The sequence below is a fragment of the Mycobacterium sp. NBC_00419 genome (assembly GCF_036023875.1).
Classification (GTDB): Bacteria; Actinomycetota; Actinomycetes; order Mycobacteriales; family Mycobacteriaceae; genus Mycobacterium.
The window spans coordinates 1,295,083-1,315,218 of sequence record NZ_CP107931.1; the positions used below are offsets into that span (position 1 = coordinate 1,295,083).

Below are 20,136 nucleotides of genomic sequence, written 5' to 3' on the forward strand. Positions count from 1 at the left end.
CCCCTACAGCTCGCTTGCAGAGACCTCTGCCTGCGGGTTGGCCGGTTCACCCAGTCGCAGACTGAGGGCGCGCACCGACGGTGCCTCCACGAGAGTGGTCGCCGCCAGTGCGGTGCCCAGCGCGGCGTTGACGGCCGCCACCGCACGCATCGCGGACAGCGAATCTCCGCCGAGATCGAAGAATGAGTCGTCCACACCGACAGTCTCGATGCCCAGCGTCTGGGCGTAGATGTCGGCCAGGATCTGCTCCACGAGTGTGCCCGGGCTGTGCTCACCGCCGATGCTGTGGTGGGCGTGCGGGGCCGAAACCGCTTGGGCGTCTGGGATTTCGACTGCCAGCGGCTGGCTGGGATCGGTGATCATGGCCGACAGCACGCGCCTGAATCGCTCGATCAGCGTCTCGATCGCGGCCGGGTCGAAGACGTCGGTGCTGTACTGGAAGCGCAGGTCCAGTTCTGCCCCGGGCACGGCCTGGATCGCCAGCGGGTAGTGGTAGTGGTCGCGGGCGCTGACATCGGTGATCGTCAATCCGTCGGCCCCCGACATCGACGCCGCATCGGTCGGGTAGTTCTCGTAGACGAAGACCGTGTCGAACAGTTGCCGGTGCCCGGTGGCGCGATGGATCTCACCCAGAGCGAGGTGCTCGTGTTCGAAGGTGTGGTTGTGCGCGCCGTGTAGTTGGTCCAGCAGGTCCGCAGCGGTGGTCTCAGCGGTGATCGTCGCCCGCACCGGCACCGTGTTGATCAGTAGGCCGACCATCTGCTCGGCACCGGCGACCTCGACGGGCCGGCCCGACACCACCGCACCGAAGGCGACGTCGCGCTGACCGGTCAGCGACATCAAGACCTGCGCGAAGACCGCCTGCAGCACGGTGCTGACGGTGGTGTGGTGCGAGCGAGCCAACTCACCGAGCGCCTTGGTGCTGTGTTCGGGCACCTTGAGCGAGGCCACATTTCGCGGGGCGGCACCCAGTGGATCGGCAGGGCCGATCAGGGTGGGGGCGTCGAAGCCGTTGAACGCCTGGCGCCAGGCCGCACGGGCGGCGTCACGATCGCGGCTGTTGCGCCAGTCCACGAAGCGGCGGTACGGCACAGGGGTGGGTAGCCGCTGGCCGTAGTAGCCGGCGAAGATCTCCTGCAACAGGATGGGCAGTGACCAACCGTCGAGCAGGATGTGGTGGTTGGTCACCACACAGCGATGGGTGTCATCCGCAACCCGGATGAGTGCCACGCGCAGTGCCGGTTGCCCGGCCAGGTCGTAGACCGCCGCACGCTCGGCGGCGCAGACCCGCTCGATCTGCTCGTCCAGATCGCCTGCGGCGGTGTCGAGTTCGACATACCGCCACGGCACCTCCGGGTCGGCCGGGATCACCTGCACCGGCTCGTCGAACTGTGAGCAGAACCGCGCCATCACGTTGGGGTGGCGGCCCACGGCGGCGCGCACGGCCTCGCGCAGGCGGTACTGGTCGAGGCGCCCGCTCAACGTGACGCTCAGCTGCACCGCGTAGACGTCGGCGGCTCCGCCGCCGGTGCCGGCGTGGAAGAGCAGGCCCTGCTGCAGCGGTGTCAACGGCAGGATGTCGCTGACCCGGTAGGTGGTGCAGAGTTGGTCGATCTGGCTCTGGTTCAGGCGAGCCGGGGCGATATCCGACGGGGTCAGGCCGCCGCCACCGCCACGCACGTGCGCGCAGATCCCGGCCAGCGCATCGAACCACAAGCGACTCAGGCGGCCGACCTGCGCGTCGTCCAAAACCGAAGGGGCCCAGGTCCAGCCGGCCCGCAGTTGCGGGCCGAAGCCGGTGTCGACGGTGCCGGCGTTGAGCTCCACGGTGTGCATGAGCGGCATCGGGATGGCTGCCGCGATACCGGCGGCAGGCCCGCCGTCCTGGCGGATCTCCCAGATGTCCCCGGACGCCTCGGCGCCGCCGAGGCGGCCGAGATAGTTGAACCCGATGGCCGGGTCGGCTCCGCCCAGGTCGACGTCGTCGTTGAGGTAACGCAGCAGGCCGTAGGTCAGCCCGTCGGGCAGCGCCCGCAGCTGTTCCTTGGCGTCTTTGACCAGCGCACCCAAAGCCGCTCCGCCGGAGGTTATCTGGGCCCAGTCGAGGCCGCCGACGTTGACTGCCACCGGATACTTGGTGGTGAACCAGCCGACGGTCCGGGACAGGTCGACGTCGCGGGCCAATTCCTCGTCGCGGCCGTGACCTTCGACGTCGATGGCCACCGGCCCGCCACCTGCCGCGCCAAATTCGGCTACCGCCAAGGCGAATGCGATCAACAGGATCTCGTGGATTCCGGCATGGAACGCCGCCGGAACCTCCCCGAGAAGCATCCGGGTTGTCGTCACGTCGAGGTCCGCCGAGAGGCTGCCGGCGCTGGCGTAGGTGTCGATCTCGGGTTGCACCGCAGGCAACGCCGCGGGGATCTCGGCGATCTGTCGCCAGGTGTCGAGTTGCCGCACCACCTCGGGGCGATGCGCATGCTCGCTGAGCAGGGTGGCCCACCGCTGGAACGACGTCCGCGCCGGCGGCAAGCTCACCGGCCGCCCACCGTGCAGCTGTGCCCAGGCGAGGTTGATGTCCTCCAACAGGATTCGCCAGGACACGCCATCGACGGCAAGGTGGTGGATGATCGCCACCAGGTGACCGGTCGAGGGCTCCCACAGGGCGCTGAGCATCACCCCCGCGGCCGGGTCGAGCCGCGAGCGCGCTGCGACGACCGCCTCGTCGGTGACCACGTCGACGGTGTGAACACACAAGCGCGCGTCCACCGTTCCCGGCTCGGGCACGGTCAGCGTCCACCCGCCTGCGCCGTCGTCGGCGACCCGCAGCCGCAACATGGCGTGGCGATCGAGCAGGGCCTGCAGCACCGTCACCACGTCGTCCTCGGTGACGGCGACCGGAGCCTGCACCACGAGGGTCTGGTTGAACTGGTCGATCGGGCCCTCGACGCTGTTGAGCCACGAGATGATCGGCGTCGCGACAACGGTTCCGACGCCTTCGTCGACCGCTTCCCCGTCGTCGACGGCCACGGCGGCCACCCGCGCCAGCCGGGCCACGGTCTGCTCGACGAAGATGTCACGCGGCCGGAACACCAGTCCCGCGGCGCGGGCGCGGGCGACCACCTGCATCGACAGGATGCTGTCGCCGCCGAGTTCGAAGAACGAGTCGTCGACGCCGACCCGGTCGAGCCCGAGCACCTGGGCATAGATGTCGGCCAGGATCTCCTCGACCGCATCGGCCGGGGCACGGTAGGACTGGTCGTCGCTGTACTCCGGTGCGGGCAGGGCCTTGGTGTCCAGCTTGCCGTTGACGGTCAGCGGCAATGCCGGCAGCGCCACGATGGCGGTCGGCACCATGTAGGACGGCAACCGCTCCGACAGGACGGCCCGCAGCGCCGCGGGATCGGCGTCGCCCACGACATAACCCACGAGCCGCTTGTCGCCGGGACGGTCCTCGCGGACGATCACCGCGGCCTGGCTGACGCCGTCCAGCGCGGCCAGCGCGGCCTGGATTTCGCCGAGTTCGATGCGGTAGCCGCGGATCTTGACCTGCTCGTCGGCCCGCCCGACATAGCGCAACTGGCCGTCGGGACCCCACCACATCAGGTCGCCGGTGCGATACATCCGCTCACCGGGCGCACCGAAGGGGCACGCCACGAATCGTGTCGCGCTCAACCCGGGGCGCCCGACATAGCCGGCCGCCAGACCGGCGCCGGCCACGTACAGCTCCCCCACCACGCCGAGCGGCACCGGTTGCAGGGAGGGATCCAGGACGAAGAAGCCCAGGTGCGACAGCGGTACGCCGATCGGGCTGGCCACGCTGTCGACGTCGGCGGCGGTGATCTCCCGGAACGAGGCGTGCACCGTCGTCTCGGTGATGCCGTAGAGGTTCAGCAGGCGCGGCTTGACCGGGTGGTTGGCGAGCCAGCCCGCAAGACGTTGCGGTTCAAGGGCTTCACCGCCGTACACCACGGCTTCCAGAGACAGTTGGCGCCCCAGCTCGGGCGCCAGCGCCTCGGCGGCCTGCAGCGCGTAGAAGGCCGACGGTGTCTGGCTCAGGACGGTGACCTTTTCGGAGACCAGCAGCGCCAGCAGATCTTCCGGCGAGCGGACGACCGCGTCGGGCACGACGACCACCCGGCCGCCGTAGAGCAGCGCGCCCCAGATCTCCCACACCGAGAAGTCGAAAGCCAGCGAATGGCATTGCGACCACACGTGTCCGGGCAGGCCCATGTCGTTGTCGAGGGTGTTCAGCAGCCGGGTCACGTTGCGGTGCGGAATGGCCACACCCTTGGGGGTTCCGGTGGTTCCCGACGTGTAGATGATGTAGGCGATGTCGTCGGGGCGTGGGCCGGGAAGTGCAGCCGCACCGGTGGATGTGGTGTCGACGACGTCGAGGTCGACGACGGAGAGGTCGCGGCCGGCGAGCCGGTCGGTGAGTTCGGTGATCGTGACGGCGGCGATCGGTGCGGAGTCGTCCAGGACGAAGTTCATCCGCGCCGCCGGCACCGCCGGATCGATCGGAACGTAGGTCGCCCCGGTCTTGACCACCGCGACCATGGCGACGACCGCCTGCACGGTGCGCGGCAGCAGCAGCGCCACTCGCTGCCCGGGGCCCACCCCGCGGTCGACGAGGACGTGCGCCAGCCGGGTGGCCGCGGCGTCGAGTTCCGAGTAGCTCAGTGCCGCACCCTCGCCGCTCACCGCCATCGCATCCGGGGTCTGGGCGACCTGCGCGTCGAACAGGTCCGCAATCGAGACGGGCCGGTCGACCGGAGCGGCCAGCGCCCGCCGGTTTCCCCAATCATCCAGGCGGGCAATTTCTTCGGAGTCACGCACGTCGATCGAGGACAGCCGTCGGGCCGGGTCGGCGGTCATCGCCACCAGGACCCGTTCCAGGCGTTCGACGAGACCTTCGATGGTGTCGGCGTCGAACACGTCGGTGCGGAACTCCACCGCGCCACCGATGCCGGCCGGTTTGCCGCCGTCGTCCCAGCGCTCGGCCAGCGTGAACGACAGGTCCATGCGAGCGGTGTGGGTGTCGACCGGAAGCGGGGTGACCTCCAGGTCACCGAGACTCAGCCCAGCGGCATTGCTGTTCTGCCAGGCGAAGTTCTGCCAGGACAGCAGCACCTGCACCAGCGGGTGATGGGTCAGGCTGCGGGTCGGGTTCAGCCGCTCCACCAACACCTCGAAAGGCACGTCCTGGTGCTCGTAAGCGGCCAGACTGCGCCGGCGCACCTGCCCGAGTACATCCTCAACGGTAGGGTCACCGGCCAGGTCGACGCGCAGCACCAAGGTGTTGACGAAGAAGCCCACCAGCTCGTCGAGCGCGGCGTCACCGCGCCCGGCGATCGGGAAGCCAACGGCCACATCCGAACTCGCGCTCAGCTTGGACAGCAGCACCGACAGCGCGGCTTGGACCACCATGAAGCTGGTCGCGTTGTGCTCACGGGCCACCCGGGTGATCTGTTGCTGGAGTTGCGCCGGCCAGTCAACGCCCACACTCGCGCCGCGGTAGTCGGCAGCCGGCGGGTAGGGCCGGTCGGTGGGCAGTTGCAGATGCTCGGGCATACCGGCCAGCGCATCGTCCCAGTACCCCAGTTGCGCGGCGATGCGGCTGTCGCTGTCGGACAGATCGCCCAACTGCGCGCGCTGCCACAGCGTGTAATCCACGTACTGGACGGCCAGGTCGGCCCAGCCGGGCGCCTGCCCGACGGTCCGCGCGGCGTAGGCAAACCCCAAATCGGAGACCAGCGGGGCGATCGAGGCGCCGTCGGCGGCGATGTGGTGGACCACGGCCACCAGCACATGGTCGTCGTCGGCACGGCGGAACAGCCTGGCCTGCAACGGGATTTCAGCGGCCAGGTCGAAGGCGTGGCCCGCAACGGCCTCGATGGCCTGCTCCAGTTCGGCGTCGCGCCAGCCGGCCGCGTCGATAACGTCCCAGCCGAAGTCGCTCTGCCCGGCGGGCACCACCACCTGGTGCGGTACGCCGTCGGCAGCGGGGAACAAGGTGCGCAGGCTCTGTTGGCGGTCCACCACATCGGCCAGTGCGGCGCCCAACGCATCGGCGGCGAGATAGCCGCTGAACCGCAGGGCGACCGCGATGTTGTAGATCGGTGAGGGCCCTTGCAGCTGATCGATAACCCACAGCCGGTTCTGGGCGAATGAGAGCGGGATCGCCTCCGGGCGCTCGGCGGCAGTCAGCGGGTCCAGGCGCTGGTAGTCGCCGCCGATCCGCGGTGCCAACTGGGCGACGCTGGGCGCTTCAAACAGGGTGCGCACCGAAAGTCCGGTTTCCACAGCGTTGTTCACCGCGGCGACCAGGCGCATCGCCGACAGCGAGTCGCCACCGAGGTCGAAGAACGAGTCGTCCACCCCGACCCGGTCGACGCCCAGCACCTGAGCGAAGATGCCGGCCAGGATTTCCTCGGTGGCCGTCGACGGGGCACGGTAGTGCTCCCCGTCGCGGTACTCCGGTGCCGGCAGCGCACGGGTGTCGAGCTTTCCGTTGACGGTCCGCGGCAGTGCGTCGATGGCCACCACCGCGGCCGGGACCATGTAAGCAGGCAATCGCTCCGCGAGGGCGGCGCGGGCTTTGGCAGGCTCGGCCGTGCCGACTACATAGCCGACCAGACGCTTGTCGCCGGCGCGGTCCTCACGGGCGATCACCACCGCCTGCTCGACACCGTCGAGTGCCGCCAGCGCGGCCTGAACCTCGCCGGGCTCGATGCGGTAGCCGCGGATCTTGACCTGTTCGTCGGCGCGCCCGATGTACTGCAGTTGACCGTCGGTGCGCCAGCGCACCAGGTCACCGGTCCGGTACATCCGGGTGCCGGGGGGCCCGAACGGCGAGGCCACGAACCGCGAGGCGGTCAGACCGCAGCGGCCGAGGTAGCCCATGGCCACCCCGCGCCCGGCTACGTACAGTTCGCCGACCACTCCGGTCGGTACCGGCCGCAACCATTCGTCGAGGACGAACAGTGCTGCCGTCGAGACCGGGGAACCGATTGGGGCAGAACCTGATCCGACGGTCACCGGCGCGCTCATCGAGGCGTATACGGTGGCTTCGGTGGGGCCGTAGGCGTTGATCACGACGCGCCCGGGTGCCCACTGGTCGACCACTTCGGCCGAGCACGCTTCACCGCCGAGCAGCACGGCGACCGACTCCAGGCCCTGCGGGGACAGCGCGGTCACCGCCGACGGTGTCTGGGTCAGGACGTTGACGTGTGTCTGGATCAGCAGGTCGTGGAACTCGTCGGGCGCACCGACGACCGAGTCCGGCACCACCACGAGCCGTCCACCGCCGAGCAGAGCGGCCCAGATCTCCCACACCGAGAAGTCGAAGGCGTACGAGTGGCACTGGGTCCAGACCTGCTGGGCAGGAAGGGCTTCGGGAGTGGAGTCGGCCAGGTGCGCGAGGTTGCGGTGGGTCACGGCGACACCCTTGGGCGTGCCGGTGGTTCCCGAGGTGTAGATCAGGTAGGCGATGTTGCCGGGGTCCGGCGCGGGCGGCGCGGTGACCGGCGCGGCGGCGATGGCCGGGTCGGCAATGTCGATGACGGCCAGCTCGCCACCCAGTCGTGAGCGCAGGTCGGCGTTGGTGATGACGATGGCCGGCGCGGCATCGGCCAGCATGAAGTCGATCCGGCTTTCCGGCAGGGCGGGGTCGATCGCCAGGTACACCGCACCGGTCTTGAGCGCGGCCAGCATGGCGACGACGGCCTGCGCCGACCGTTCCAGCAGCAGACCGACGCACGCGCCCGCCCCGACACCGCGGTCGGATAGCACGTGCGCCAATCTGTTTGCGGCCTCGTCGAGTTCGAGATAGGTCATCGAGGCCGCACCATTGACCAGCGCTACAGCGTGCGGAGCGCGGGCCACCTGCTCGGAGAGCAACTCCGGCACGGATTTGGCGGGCGGTTCGGGCGCGCTGAGCACCGCGCGGTTGCCCACCTCGTCGAGGCGGGCGTGTTCGGTGTCGGTCAGCGGGTCCACCGAGGACAGCCGTCGGCCCGGGTCCGCCGTCATCGAGACCAGCACCCGTTGCAGCCGTTCGATCATCGCTTCGATGGTGGCGGCGTCGAAGACGTCGGTGCGGAACTCCACCAGTCCGCTGATGCCGGTGGGCTCACCCGTCCGGGTCCAGCGCTCGGCCAGCGAGAAGGCCAGATCGACCTTCGCGGTGTGGGTGTCGAGCGCAAGCTGGGTGATCTGCAGATCCCCCAGCGCCATGGTGACCTCGTCGCTGGCCTCTGCCGGCAGGTTGCGCCACGAGAGCATCACCTGGACGAGCGGGTGGTGGGTCAGCGACCGGGCGGGGTTGAGCCGTTCGACGACGACCTCGAACGGCACATCCTGGTGCTCGTAGGCGGCCAGGCTGCGCCCGCGCACCTGGCCCAGCAGCTCGGCGACGGTGGGGTCGCCGGTGACGTCGACCCGCAGCACCAGCGTGTTGATGAAGAAACCGACCAGGTCGTCGAGTGCGGGGTCGCGGCGACCGCCGATCGGGAAGCCAACGGCCACATCCGAAGTCGCGCTGAGCTTGCTCAGCAGCACCGCGAGTGCGGCCTGGATGACCATGAAGCTGGTGGCGTTGTGCTGACGGGCCACCCGGGCGATCTGCTCCTGCAGTTCGGCGGGCCACTCGACGGCGAGGCTGGCGCCGCGCTGGTCGGCCACCGGCGGGTAGGGCCGGTCGGTCGGCAGCTGCACCCGCTCGGGCATACCGGCCAGGGCCTTCTGCCAGTAGGCGAGTTGGCCGGCGATCAGGCTGTCGGGGTCGTCGAGGTCGCCGAACTGGGCGCGTTGCCACAGCGTGTAATCGACGTACTGCACCGGCAACGCCGACCAGAACGGCGGCAGGCCCATGCACCGGCTGACGTAGGCCACACCCAGGTCGCGAACCAGCGGGGCGATGGACAGTCCGTCGGCGGCGATGTGGTGGGCCACCGACACCACTACGTGCTCGTTGTCGCTGACCCGAAAACACCGCGACTGCATGGGGATCTCGGCGGCCAGGTCGAACGGGTGACTGGCCACCGCGTCGATGGCCTCGTCCAGTTGAGCTTCGGTCCAGCCGGTGGCATCGACGACGTCCCAGCCGAAGTCGGCCTGCTCGGCGGGCACTACCAGCTGGCGCGGCACCCCACCGGGTGCCGAGAAGACGGTGCGCAGCGACTCGTGGCGGTCCACCACGTCGGCCAGTGCGGCGCCGAGGGCTTCGAGGTTCACCGGGCCCTGCATGCGCAGGCCGACCGCCATGTTGTAGGCCGGGGAGGCGCCCTGGAGCTGGTCGAGGAACCACAATCGGTTCTGGGAGAACGACAGTGGGACCACGTCGGGCCGCTGCGCGACGGCGGTCAACGGCTGCAGTTCGCTCTCGCCGCCCCGGATGCGGGGTGCCAGCGCGGCGACGGTCGGCGCCTCGAACAAAGTGCGCACCGAAAGCCCGGCATCCAGAGCGGCGTTGACGGCGGCGATCAAGCGCATCGCCGACAGCGAGTCGCCGCCGAGGTCGAAGAACGACTGGTCGCGCCCGACCCGCTCGACGTCGAGCACCTGGGCGTAGATACCGGACAGGATCTCCTCGACCGCGGTGGCCGGGGCGTGGTAGTCCTCGCTGTCCTGGTATTCCGGGGCGGGCAGCGCGCGCTTGTCGAGTTTGCCGTTGACGGTCAGCGGAAGTGCTTGCAGCACAACGATTGCCGAGGGCACCATGTAGGCGGGCAGCTTTTCGCCGAGCCGGGCCCGCAGATCGGCCGCATCCACCGACCCGGTCACATACCCCACCAGGCGCTTGTCGCCGGGGCGGTCCTCGCGGGCGATCACCTCGGCCTGGGTGACCCCGTCGATACCTGCCAGCGCCGCACGTACCTCGCCGAGTTCGATGCGGAAGCCGCGGATCTTGACCTGTTCGTCGGCGCGGCCGACGTAGCGCAGTTCACCGTCGGTACCCCAGTAGACGAGGTCGCCGGTGCGGTACATCCGTGCCCCGACCCCGCCGAACGGGCAGGCCACGAACCGTGCGGACGTCAGCCCGGGCCGCTTCCAATAGCCCAGGCCCGCACCGGAACCGGCCACGTACAGGTCCCCGACCACACCGGGGGCCACCGGGCGCAGCCACGCGTCGAGCACGAAGAAGGCGAGGTGTTCCATCGGCACCCCGATGGGGCTGGCCAGGTTGGCGGTGTCCTCGGCGAAGATCTCCCGGAACGACGCGTGCACCGTGGTCTCGGTGGTGCCGTAGAGGTTGAGCAGGCGCGGCGTGCCCGGGTGGTCGTCCACCCAGGTGCTCAGCCGCTGCGGCTCCAGGGCCTCACCGGCGAAGATGACCGCGGTCAGCGCGAGTTGCCGGGCGATGTCGGGTTGCTGCTCATCGGCGGACTGCAGCGCATAGAACGCCGACGGGGTCTGGCTCAGGACGTTGACCTGCTCGGCGGCCAGCAGCGCGTGGAACTCCTCCGGCGACCGTGCGATCGATTCGGGGACCACGACCAGGCGCCCACCGAAAAGCAGTGCGCCCCAGATCTCGCAGACCGACACGTCGAAGGCCAGCGAGTGCCACTGCGACCACACCTGGCCGGGTGCCAGTTCGGTGTCCAGGGAGTCCAGCAACCCGATCACGTTGCGGTGGGTGATGGCCACACCCTTGGGAACGCCGGTGGTTCCCGAGGTGTAGATGATGTAGGCCATGTCGTCGGGGTCGGGCACCGGCAGCGCGGTGACGGGCTGGTGCTCGACGGCGGGATCGTTGACGTCGATGACGGTCAGGTCGCGCTCGGCCAGCCGCCCGGCGAGGTCGGTGGTGGTGATCGCGGCAGCCGGCTTGCTGTCGTCGAGCATGAACTCCATGCGGGTCGACGGCACCGCGGGGTCGATCGGCACATACGCCGCACCGGTTTTCAGCACGCCGAGAATGGCGACGATCGCCTGAGCCGACCGGGTGAACAGCAGCGCGACCCGCTGCCCGGGGCCTACTCCCTGACCGGCCAGCAGGTGCGCCACCCGGTTGGAGGCCTCGTCGAGTTCGCGGTAGGTCATCGACTGGCCGTCACAGGTCAGCGCGAGCGCCTCGGGTACGTGGGCCGCCTGTGCGGCGAACAACGCCGGGATGGACTGCGGCACCGGCGCGGGGCGGTCCAACACCGCCCGGTTGGTCCACTGGTCGAGGTGGGCATGGCCGGCGGCGTCGAGCACGTCGATCGACGACAGCGGCCGGTTCGGGTCGGCGACCATCGCCGTCAGCAGCCGGGTGAACCGCTCGATGATCGAACCGACATCAGCAGAGCTGAAGACATCGGTGTCGAACTCGACGCGCAGGTTCAGTTCAGCACCCGGAAGTGCTTGGACCGCAAGCGGATAGTGGTTGTACTCGCGGTGGGTGATGTCGATGATCGCCAGCCCGTCCTTGCCGGACAGGCCGGCGGCGTCGAGCGGGTAGTTCTCGTAGACGAAGAAGGTGTCGAACAGGTGATCCTGACCGGTGATCCGGTGAATCTCGTTGAGCGCCAGGTGTTGGTGGTCGAGGGTATGGCTGTATGAGCTCTGCAGCTGCTCGAGCAGGCCGGCGGTGGTGGTGGCGGAGGTGGCCGTGGCCCGCACCGGCACCGTGTTGATGAACAACCCGACCATGGAGTCCGCGCCGAGGACCTCGTCGGGCCGGCCCGAGACCGTGGTGCCGAAGGCGACGTCGTGCTGTCCGGTGAGCGACATCAGCAGCTGCGAGAACCCGGCCTGCAGAACGGTACTGATGGTGGTGTGCTGGGAGCGCGCCAGTTCGCCGAGCGCCTTGGTGGTCTCCTCGGGGACCACGAACGATTCCACCGTGCGGCTGCCGGTTTCCATCCGGTCGGCCGGGCCCACCAGGGTGGGCGTCTCGAAGCCGGACAGCACCTCGCCCCAGGCGGTGCGGGCGGCGTCCAGATCCCGACCGGCCAGCCAGTTGACGAATCGGCGGTACGGGACGGCCGGGGGCAGCCGCTGCCCGTAATAGCCGGCGAAGATCTCACCCAGCAGGATCGGCAGCGACCAGCCGTCGAGCACGATGTGGTGGTTGGTCAGGATCAGCCGATGCTGATCGGGTGCGGTGCGGACCAGCACGGCACGAAACGCCGGCTCGTCGGCGAGTGCACTGACGGCGGCCCGCTCGACGGCACAGATCTGCTCGATCTGGGTCTCGAGATCACCGTCGAGGGAACTCAATTCCAGGAAACGCCAAGGCACTTCGGCATCCCCGGGGATGATCTGCACCGGCACGTCGAACTTGTCGGAGAACCGGGCGGCCAGGTTGGGGTGGCGGGCCACCACCGCGTTGACCGCCTCGTGCAGGCGGGGCTCTTCGAGCAGCCCTTCCAGCGAGATCTGCAACTGCACCGCGTACACGTCGTCGCTTCCCTGCGCCGTGCTGGCGTGGAAAAGCAACCCCTGCTGCAGGGGTGTCAGCGGCAGTACGTCAGCGATCCGCATATTGGCGCTGAAGCTCGTCGATTTGTTTCTGGCTCAGACCCACTGCGATATCCGACGGCGTCAGTCCGCCGCCGCCGCCGAGGACGTGTGAACAGATCCCGCTCAGCGCGTCGAACCACAGCGTGCTCAACCGGGTCACCTGCTTGTCGTTGAGCGCTGACGGCGCCCACGTCCACCCCGCCCGCAGCGCTGGGCCGGCTTCGGTGTCGACGGTTCCGGCGTTGAGTTCCACGGTGTGCACCAACGGCATCGGGATCGACGCGGCGGCGCCGGTGACCGACCAGCCGTCCTGACGCATCTCCCAAAGCTCGCTCGACGCCTCGGCGCCGCCGAGGCGTCCCAGATAGTTGAACCCGATCGCCGGATCGGAACCGTCGAGGTCGACATCGTCGTTGAGGTAGCGAAGCAGTCCATAGGTCAGACCGTCGGGCAGGGCCCGCAGTTGCTCCTTGGCGTCTTTGACCAGAGCACCCAGGCCGGTGCTGCCGGAACGGACCTGCGACCAGTCCAGTGCGTCGAGCGTCAGCGCCACCGGGTACTTGGTGGTGAACCAGCCCACGGTGCGGGACAGGTCGACGTCGGGGACCAGTTCCTCCTCGCGGCCGTGACCCTCCACGTCGATGGTGACGGTTCCGCCGCCGGCGCCGACGAACTCGTCGACCGCCATGGCGAATGCGATCAGCAGGATTTCGTGGATTCCGGCGTGGAACGCCGCGGGCACCTCGCCGAGCAGCTGGCGGGTGGTCTCGACATCGAGATCCATCGACAGCGTCCCGGCCTTGTCGAGGGTGTCGACGTCGGGTTGGACCGGCGGCAGCGCCGCGGGCACCTTGGCGATCTGCTTCCAGGTCCGGGCCTGCGCCACCACGTCATCGTGGTGTGCATGCTCGGAAAGTATTGCCGCCCAACGCTGGAACGACGTGCCCGGATCGGGTAGCACGACATCGCGACCCGCCCGGTGCTGTGCCCAGGCGAGGTTGACGTCCTCGAGCAGGATGCGCCACGACACGCCGTCGACGGCGAGGTGGTGGATGATCAGCACCAGCTGGCGGGTCTCGCTCGCCCACAGTGCGCTGAGCATGACGCCGCGCGCCGGGTTCAGCCGCGACCGTGCCGCGGCCACCGCTTCGTCGGACACCACATCGGTGGTGCTCAGGTGCGACTGCGCGTCGATCGATCCGGCCTCGGGCACCAGCAGCGACCAGTCGTCGCCGACCTGCAGCCGCAGCATGGCGTGCCGGTCGAGCAGCGCCTGGACAACGGCGACCACGTCGGCCTCACCGACACCGGCGGGGGCCTGCAGCACCACGGTCTGGTTGAACTGATCCACCGGGCCGGGAGTCTCCTGCAGCCACCGGATGATCGGGGTGGGCTGGACCGGACCGATGCCCTCGTCGAGCACGTCGGCCGAACCGTCGCTGACCTTGGCCACCCTGGCCAGCCGGGCGACGGTCTGTTCGACGAAGATGTCGCGCGGGCGGCACAGCACACCGGCTGCCCGGGCGCGGGCGACGACCTGCATCGACAGGATGCTGTCGCCGCCGAGTTCGAAGAACGACTCGTCGATGCCGACCCGCTCCAGACCCAGCACCTGGGCGTAGATGTCGGCCAGAATTTCTTCGACGGCGTCTGCGGGCGGGCGGTAATCCTCGGTGTGCTGATACTCGGGGGCGGGCAGGGCCCGCTTGTCGAGCTTGCCGTTGACGGTCAGCGGCATCGCGTCGATGACGACGACCGCGGACGGCACCATGTATTCCGGCAGCCGCTGCGCCAGCGCGGCGCGCACCTCGGCGGGGTCAACGTCGCCGGTGGCGTAGCCGACCAGTCGCTTGTCGCCGGGCCGGTCCTCGCGGACGATCACCTCGGCGTGGCCCACACCGTCCACTGCGTTCAGTGCGGCCTGCACCTCGCCGAGTTCGATGCGGTAGCCGCGGATCTTGACCTGCTCGTCGGCCCGCCCGACGTAGCGAAGCTCGCCGTCGGGACCCCACCACATCAGGTCACCGGTGCGGTACATCCGCTCACCGGGCGCACCGAACGGGCACGCCACGAACCGTGTCGAACTCAGCCCGGGGCGCCCGATGTAGCCGGCCGCCAGCCCGGCGCCGGCCACGTACAGCTCGCCGACGACACCGGCGGGCACCGGCTGCAGCCAGGCGTCGAGCACGAAGAACCCGAGATGGGCCAGCGGCACCCCGATGGGGCTGACCGCGGTGTCCACGTCGGCGGCGGTGATCTCCCGGAACGAGGCATGCACCGTCGTCTCGGTGATGCCGTACATGTTGATCAGGCGCGGCTTCACCGGGTGTTTGTCGAGCCAGCCCCGAAGGCGTTGCGGTTCAAGGGCTTCCCCGCCGAACACCACGGCTTCCAGCGCCAGTTGCCGGCCCAGTTCGGGGGCCAGCGCGTCGGCGGCCTGCAGCGCATAGAACGCCGACGGCGTCTGGCTCAGAACCTGCACCTGCTGGCTGACCAGCAGCGCCAGGAAGTCTTCCGGGGAGCGGACCACCGCGTCGGGCACGACCACCAGGCGGCCGCCGTAGAGCAGCGGGCCCCAGATCTCCCACACCGAGTAGTCGAAGGCCAGCGAGTGGCACTGGCTCCAGGCCAGGCCGGCCAGGGTCATGTCGGCGTCGAGTGTCTCGAGCAAGCAGGTGACGTTGCGATGCGGGATCGCGACACCCTTGGGGGTTCCCGTGGTACCCGACGTGTAGATGATGTAGGCGATGTCCTCGGGCGTCGGCTCGGGCAACGGCGCGCTGTCGTAGCCGACGAGAGCCGGGTCCTCGATGTCGACGACGAGCAGGTTGCGCCCGTCGAGCCGGCCGGCCAGTTCGCTGGTGGTGACGACGGCCAGCGGCGCCGAGTCCTCGAGCACGAAGTCCATCCGCGCGACGGGCACCGCCGGGTCGATCGGCACATAGGCGGCACCGGTTTTCACGATCGCCAGGATCGCGACGAAGGCCTCGGGCGTGCGCGGCAGCAGCAAGGCCACCCGCTGTCCCGGGCCGACCCCGTGGCCGGTCAATGCCCGAGCCAACCGGTTGGAGGCGTCGTCGAGTTCGCGGTAGGTCACCGACCGGTCCTCGGCGGACAGTGCCACCGCGTCGGGGGTGCGCGACGCCTGCGCGGCGAATGCCGCCGCGATCGATACCGGCTCGCTGTGCGGCTGAGTCAGCACCGCGCGGTTGCCGGCGTCGTCGAAACGGGCACGCTCGTCGGCGTCGAGAACCTCGACCGAGGACAGCGGCCTGGCCGGGTCGGCGGCCATGGCGACCAGGACCCGCTCCAGCTTGCGGGTCAGTTCGGGCGCGCCGAACTTGGCGAACAGCCGGCCCGCACCCAGGGTGCCGAGGAACAGCTCGTCGCCGACACCGGAGAAGATCAGACCGAAGTCGCCGACAAATCCGGAGTTGGTCATCGTCGCGGTGGCGTCGATCCCGCCGAAGTCGAGTGCGAACGCATTCGGGAAGAAGTCGACGACGACGCGCTCGGCGGATGCACCCGAGTTGCGCAGGTGCGCTTTGCGGCCAAGAGCCTGCACGGGGAAGCGCTGATGTTCCAATGCCTCCCGAATTCGGGCATCCACGTGGGCGCAGAAGTCGGTGACCGTGGCAGCCGCGCCGATCCGCAACACCAGCGGCACGACACCGGCCACCATGCCCGGCATGGTCTTGGCCTCCGGGGCGACCCGTCGGCTCACCGGGAAGTCGAGGACGATTTCGGATCCTTCGGCACACCACGGCCGCATGAGGATCGCGGATGCGGCGGTGATCACCGAGGACCTCGGCATATTCCAGAGGTCCGAGAGCTGTTGGACGCGACGCAGCACGGCGGGATCCACCGGTTCCGGCGCCGAGCCGAAGTTGGCGTGCTGCTCGTCAGCGGTCGGGGTCGACTGGTTGGCCGAGCTGGTCTCAGCGGGCAGGTTCTCGGTCCAGTAGGCGAGGTCGGCCGCGTAGTCGCCGGAGGCTTCGTAGTTCGACTCGAAGTCGACCAGATCTTTCAGCGATCCGAAGTAGGCGGGCGGGATCGGTTCTCCGGAGACGATCGCGGAGTACACCGACGCCACCCGGTTGCCGAACAGGCCGATGCCGGCCGCGTCCATCACGAGGTGGTGGAAGCAGCCGAAGACGAAGTACTCACACGCCTGGGTCTGGAAGATCGCGTACCGGAACAGCGGCCCGGTGAACGGCATCGGGGTGCGCTGGATCGCCAGCGCCCGCGCCCGCGCCTCGCCGACCGGATCGTCGCATCCCGTCAGGTCGTGGACATCGATGTCGATCTCCGAGTAGTCGACGGGCTGCTGGAACACCTGGCCGTCGACTTCGAAGCAGGTGACGCGCAGCGGCTCGGCCTCCTGCATGACGCGGGTGATCGCCCACTGCAGGGCGTCGAGGTCGACGGCACCCTCGATGTGCACCAGCAGACCGACCTGCCACTCCGTTCCGGAGTGACCCATCTCCTGGTCAAGCCAGATGTCCAGTTGTGCACGCGTCAAAGGCAGCGCACGGTCGTCACGTTCCATGGAAATCCCCGACACCCAGTGACTCAGCGTCCGTTCGCCTGGGCCCCGGCCAACCTTTCTCGTAAGGTCTTGGGCCGGATATCGGTCCAGTTGGTTTCGATGTACTCCAGACATGCGGCGCGGTCGGCTTCACCGAAGACCACCTGCCATCCGGCTGGCAATTCGGCGAAAGCCGGCCAGAGGCTGTGCTGTTCCTCGTCGTTGACCAGGACAAAAAAGCTGCCGCCGTCATCGTCGAACGGATTGATGCTCACCGAGTCTCCCGACCATCACGTCAATAACTAGAACAAGTTCTAAACCATACGTCCTGATGTGACCGCTGTCACGCAGTTGGTTGTGACCCCAGTCACGGTACGCAGCAATGATTAGACCACTGGTTGCCCAGGTTTCCGAAATCGTCCTGAACAGCAGAGATGCCTGCTATACCAGACGGGACCGCTTGGATTGAGCGAAATCCTGAACGTAGTCCGCCGCCACCGCCGCACTCGTGGCCGGTTCGGTGATGTGGGTGGCCAGCTCCCGGGCCCGGGCGACGTAGTCCGGGGCGAGGATGTCGCGCAGGTCGGCGACCAGCGACTCCTCGGTGGCGGTCGAGAATCGCCGGGCGGTTCCCACCTTCAGGCGTTTGACCGCGGCTCCGTAGATCGCGTGCACCATGTCCCAGTACAGGATGAGTTGGGGCACCCCGGCGCGCATGACGATCGGGGTGGTGCTCGAACCGCCGTGGTGGACCACGGCGCGACAGGCCGGGAAGACCGTCGTGTAGTTGAGCACCCCCACCACCTTGACGTGGTCGGGGTGCGGGGCGTCGCTGAAGTCCGTGCCGGCCGCCCCGATCAACGCCCGCTCCCCCAGCTGTGCGCAGGCGCCGGCAATCATGGCGATGGTGTCGGCCGGAGATTCGACGGGAATGCTGCCGAAGCCGAAGAAGATCGGCGGTGTCCCCGCTGCGATCCACGAGGCCACCTCGTCGTCGGTATCCGTCGGCAAGTCCAGGGTCAAGGTGCCGACGAACGGGCGGCTGTTCGACGCTGACCACTCGTCTTTGAGCCCCGGGAAACACGCTTCGTCGTAGGCCTGAACTTCCAGCGCGCCGCTCTCGGCGATCCGCCGCGGCGCCGAACCCGAGGCCACCGGCAGGCCGAGTTCCCGGCGCTGGGTGTCCTCGACCTTCTTCGTCCCCCGCCACGACACCCACCAGAACGCCTGCACCACAGCGCGGCTCAGCTTCGGCGGCAGGAACGGCAGCACCTGGCCGTTGGGGCGCAGCGGGAAATAGTGCAACGTGGCGAACGGGATGCCGTAATGCTCGGCGACGTTCGCAGCGGCGTCTTCGAAGTTGATGCCGGAGAAGATGAGGTCGGCCCCGTCGGCCAGCGTCATCAATGTCGAGCTCATCTCCTGCCAGCCCTGCAGCAGCGGTCCGGCGATGGCGCCGCGCGCCTTGGCCAGGTCCCGGACTTTCCACGGGCTGCGGAAGAACCCGGTCCAGAAGTCCCGGTGGGCATCGAGAATGGCGCGCGAGTTCGGTCCGAATGCCACCGCTTTCGGGCCTGCCGCCGCGGTGAAGTCGACGAGGTCCGGCGGGACCGCCATGACCACCTCATGGCCGCGGCGCACCAGTTCACGGCCGACGGCAAGGCTGGGCTCGACATCGCCGCGACTGCCCCACGTCGCCAGCACGAACTTCATCGCTGAACGTCAGTTGTGCGCAGAACCAGCACCGGCGCTGAGGAATTCGTCGAGGTAGCGCGGCGGCTTGAGGTTGAGCAGCCGCTTGCGGTCGGCCTTGAGGTCGGCGTAGGTCAGTGCCTCGATCTGCTCGACGGAGTACGGCAGGGTGGACTCGGGCGAGCCCTTGCGGACGAAGCCGACGCCCTGGTCGCACTTGAGCACTCCGACGATCAGATCGGGGCGGGTGCTGCGCAGGTGGACGATCGCTTTCCACACGTCGCCGTTCCACAGCCCGATGACCAGCGGGCCGGACTGCCCGGCGATGAAGTCATCCCAGGACTCGGCGCGGCGCCCGGCCAACTCGAACGGCGGGTTGCAGTCGTGCAGGAAGATCACGCCGTCGTCGCGCAGGTACCGCAGGGTGTTCTCGACGTCGCGCACCACCTGCTCGTAGGTGTGCATCCCGTCGATCAGCGCTACGTCGACGGGGCGCTGCGCGAGGAAGTCGGCCTGGGTGGCGAAGAAGTCGTCACTGGTGATCTCGAAGTAGTGCGTCGCCCGTCCTTTGGCGTCGGCGAGCTGCCGGGTGTCGTCGGACAGCCGGAACGCAGGGTCGACGGCGATCTTCTCGTCGGCGCTGATCTGCCGGAACGCCAGGCCCTTCGAGACGCCGATTTCCAGATAGACGGGGTTGGTGCGCGCGTCGAGTGCACGCTGCACCGCTTTGATCCGGTTCACACCGGGCAGGGCATCCACCAGCATGGTGAGCCTGTCGTTGAAGTTCACGGCGACGATCCTGCCCACATAAGGGTGTCGCTGACAAGAGGGTAAATACTCGGGCGGCAACGTCTGGGTCCCCTCCGCTGCGATAAGAATGGAACGCTATGTCTCACTCATTGGACGTGGTGGCCGACTCAGACGCCCGGGTCGAGCAGATCCACGAGGCGTTCGGCCGGGAAGATTACTGGCTGGCGCGGCTGGCCGGCGACGGCAACGCGACGCTGGATTCGCTGGTCGTCGACACCGACGGCACGGTGTCGGTGCGCGTCACCCAGCGCATCGTCGGCCTGACGGGACTGATGGCCAAGGTGGTTCCCGGTGAGTTGAATCTGCTCTACAGCGAAACCTGGAAGCCGGCCGGTGACGGGCAGGTGCGTGGCGAGGTCAAGGTCTCGGCCGTAGGCGGTCTGGGCTCGAGCCTGGCCGATAACCTGCTGGCGCCGGTGGCCACCGGGTCGCAACTGCGTGCGGCGGTGAAGGTCAAAGTGAAAGTGCCGTTGCTCGGCGGGCAGCTGGAAAAGACCATCGGCGCCAGCCTGGCCGCCAGCATTCCGTCGGTTCTGGCGTTCACCACGACGTGGATCGCCGAACAGGGCTGACACCCTGCGCATCGACGCCGCGGTGGCAACGTATCCGTTGTAAACCACCCCGTACTGTGCTGACGGGTGCCAGAATGCCTCGCG

6 protein-coding genes are annotated in these 20,136 nt (G+C 68.7%); 1 reads left to right on the forward strand and 5 read right to left on the reverse strand.

What is annotated here, in order from left to right:
* Positions 1-3: 3 nt before the first annotated feature.
* From OG976_RS06035 to OG976_RS06055, 5 genes are all read right to left on the reverse strand, one after another.
* Positions 4-12,471: a non-ribosomal peptide synthetase gene (locus tag OG976_RS06035; protein WP_328359235.1), complete on the reverse strand. Its 12,468-nt coding sequence runs from the start codon at positions 12,469-12,471 to the stop codon at positions 4-6.
* Positions 12,458-16,999 (reverse strand): non-ribosomal peptide synthetase, encoded by a 4,542-nt coding sequence (locus OG976_RS06040; RefSeq protein ID WP_328359238.1) that lies wholly within the window; start codon positions 16,997-16,999, stop codon positions 12,458-12,460. The genes OG976_RS06035 and OG976_RS06040 overlap by 14 nt, the downstream gene beginning before the upstream one ends.
* 23 nt (positions 17,000-17,022) lie before the next feature.
* Positions 17,023-17,253 (reverse strand): MbtH family protein, encoded by a 231-nt coding sequence (locus OG976_RS06045; protein ID WP_328359241.1) that lies wholly within the window; start codon positions 17,251-17,253, stop codon positions 17,023-17,025.
* Between the two features lie 166 nt (positions 17,254-17,419).
* Positions 17,420-18,691: a glycosyltransferase gene (locus tag OG976_RS06050; protein WP_328359244.1), complete on the reverse strand. Its 1,272-nt coding sequence runs from the start codon at positions 18,689-18,691 to the stop codon at positions 17,420-17,422.
* Between the two features lie 9 nt (positions 18,692-18,700).
* Entirely contained in the window at positions 18,701-19,435 is a 735-nt protein-coding gene (locus OG976_RS06055) for a class I SAM-dependent methyltransferase (protein ID WP_328363211.1), read from the reverse strand.
* Positions 19,436-19,557: 122 nt separating this feature from the next.
* Between OG976_RS06055 and OG976_RS06060 the strand changes: the two genes are divergently transcribed.
* On the forward strand, positions 19,558-20,052 hold the full coding sequence (locus tag OG976_RS06060; protein WP_328359247.1) for a DUF2505 domain-containing protein: 495 nt from the start codon (positions 19,558-19,560) through the stop codon (positions 20,050-20,052).
* Positions 20,053-20,136: the final 84 nt, after the last annotated feature.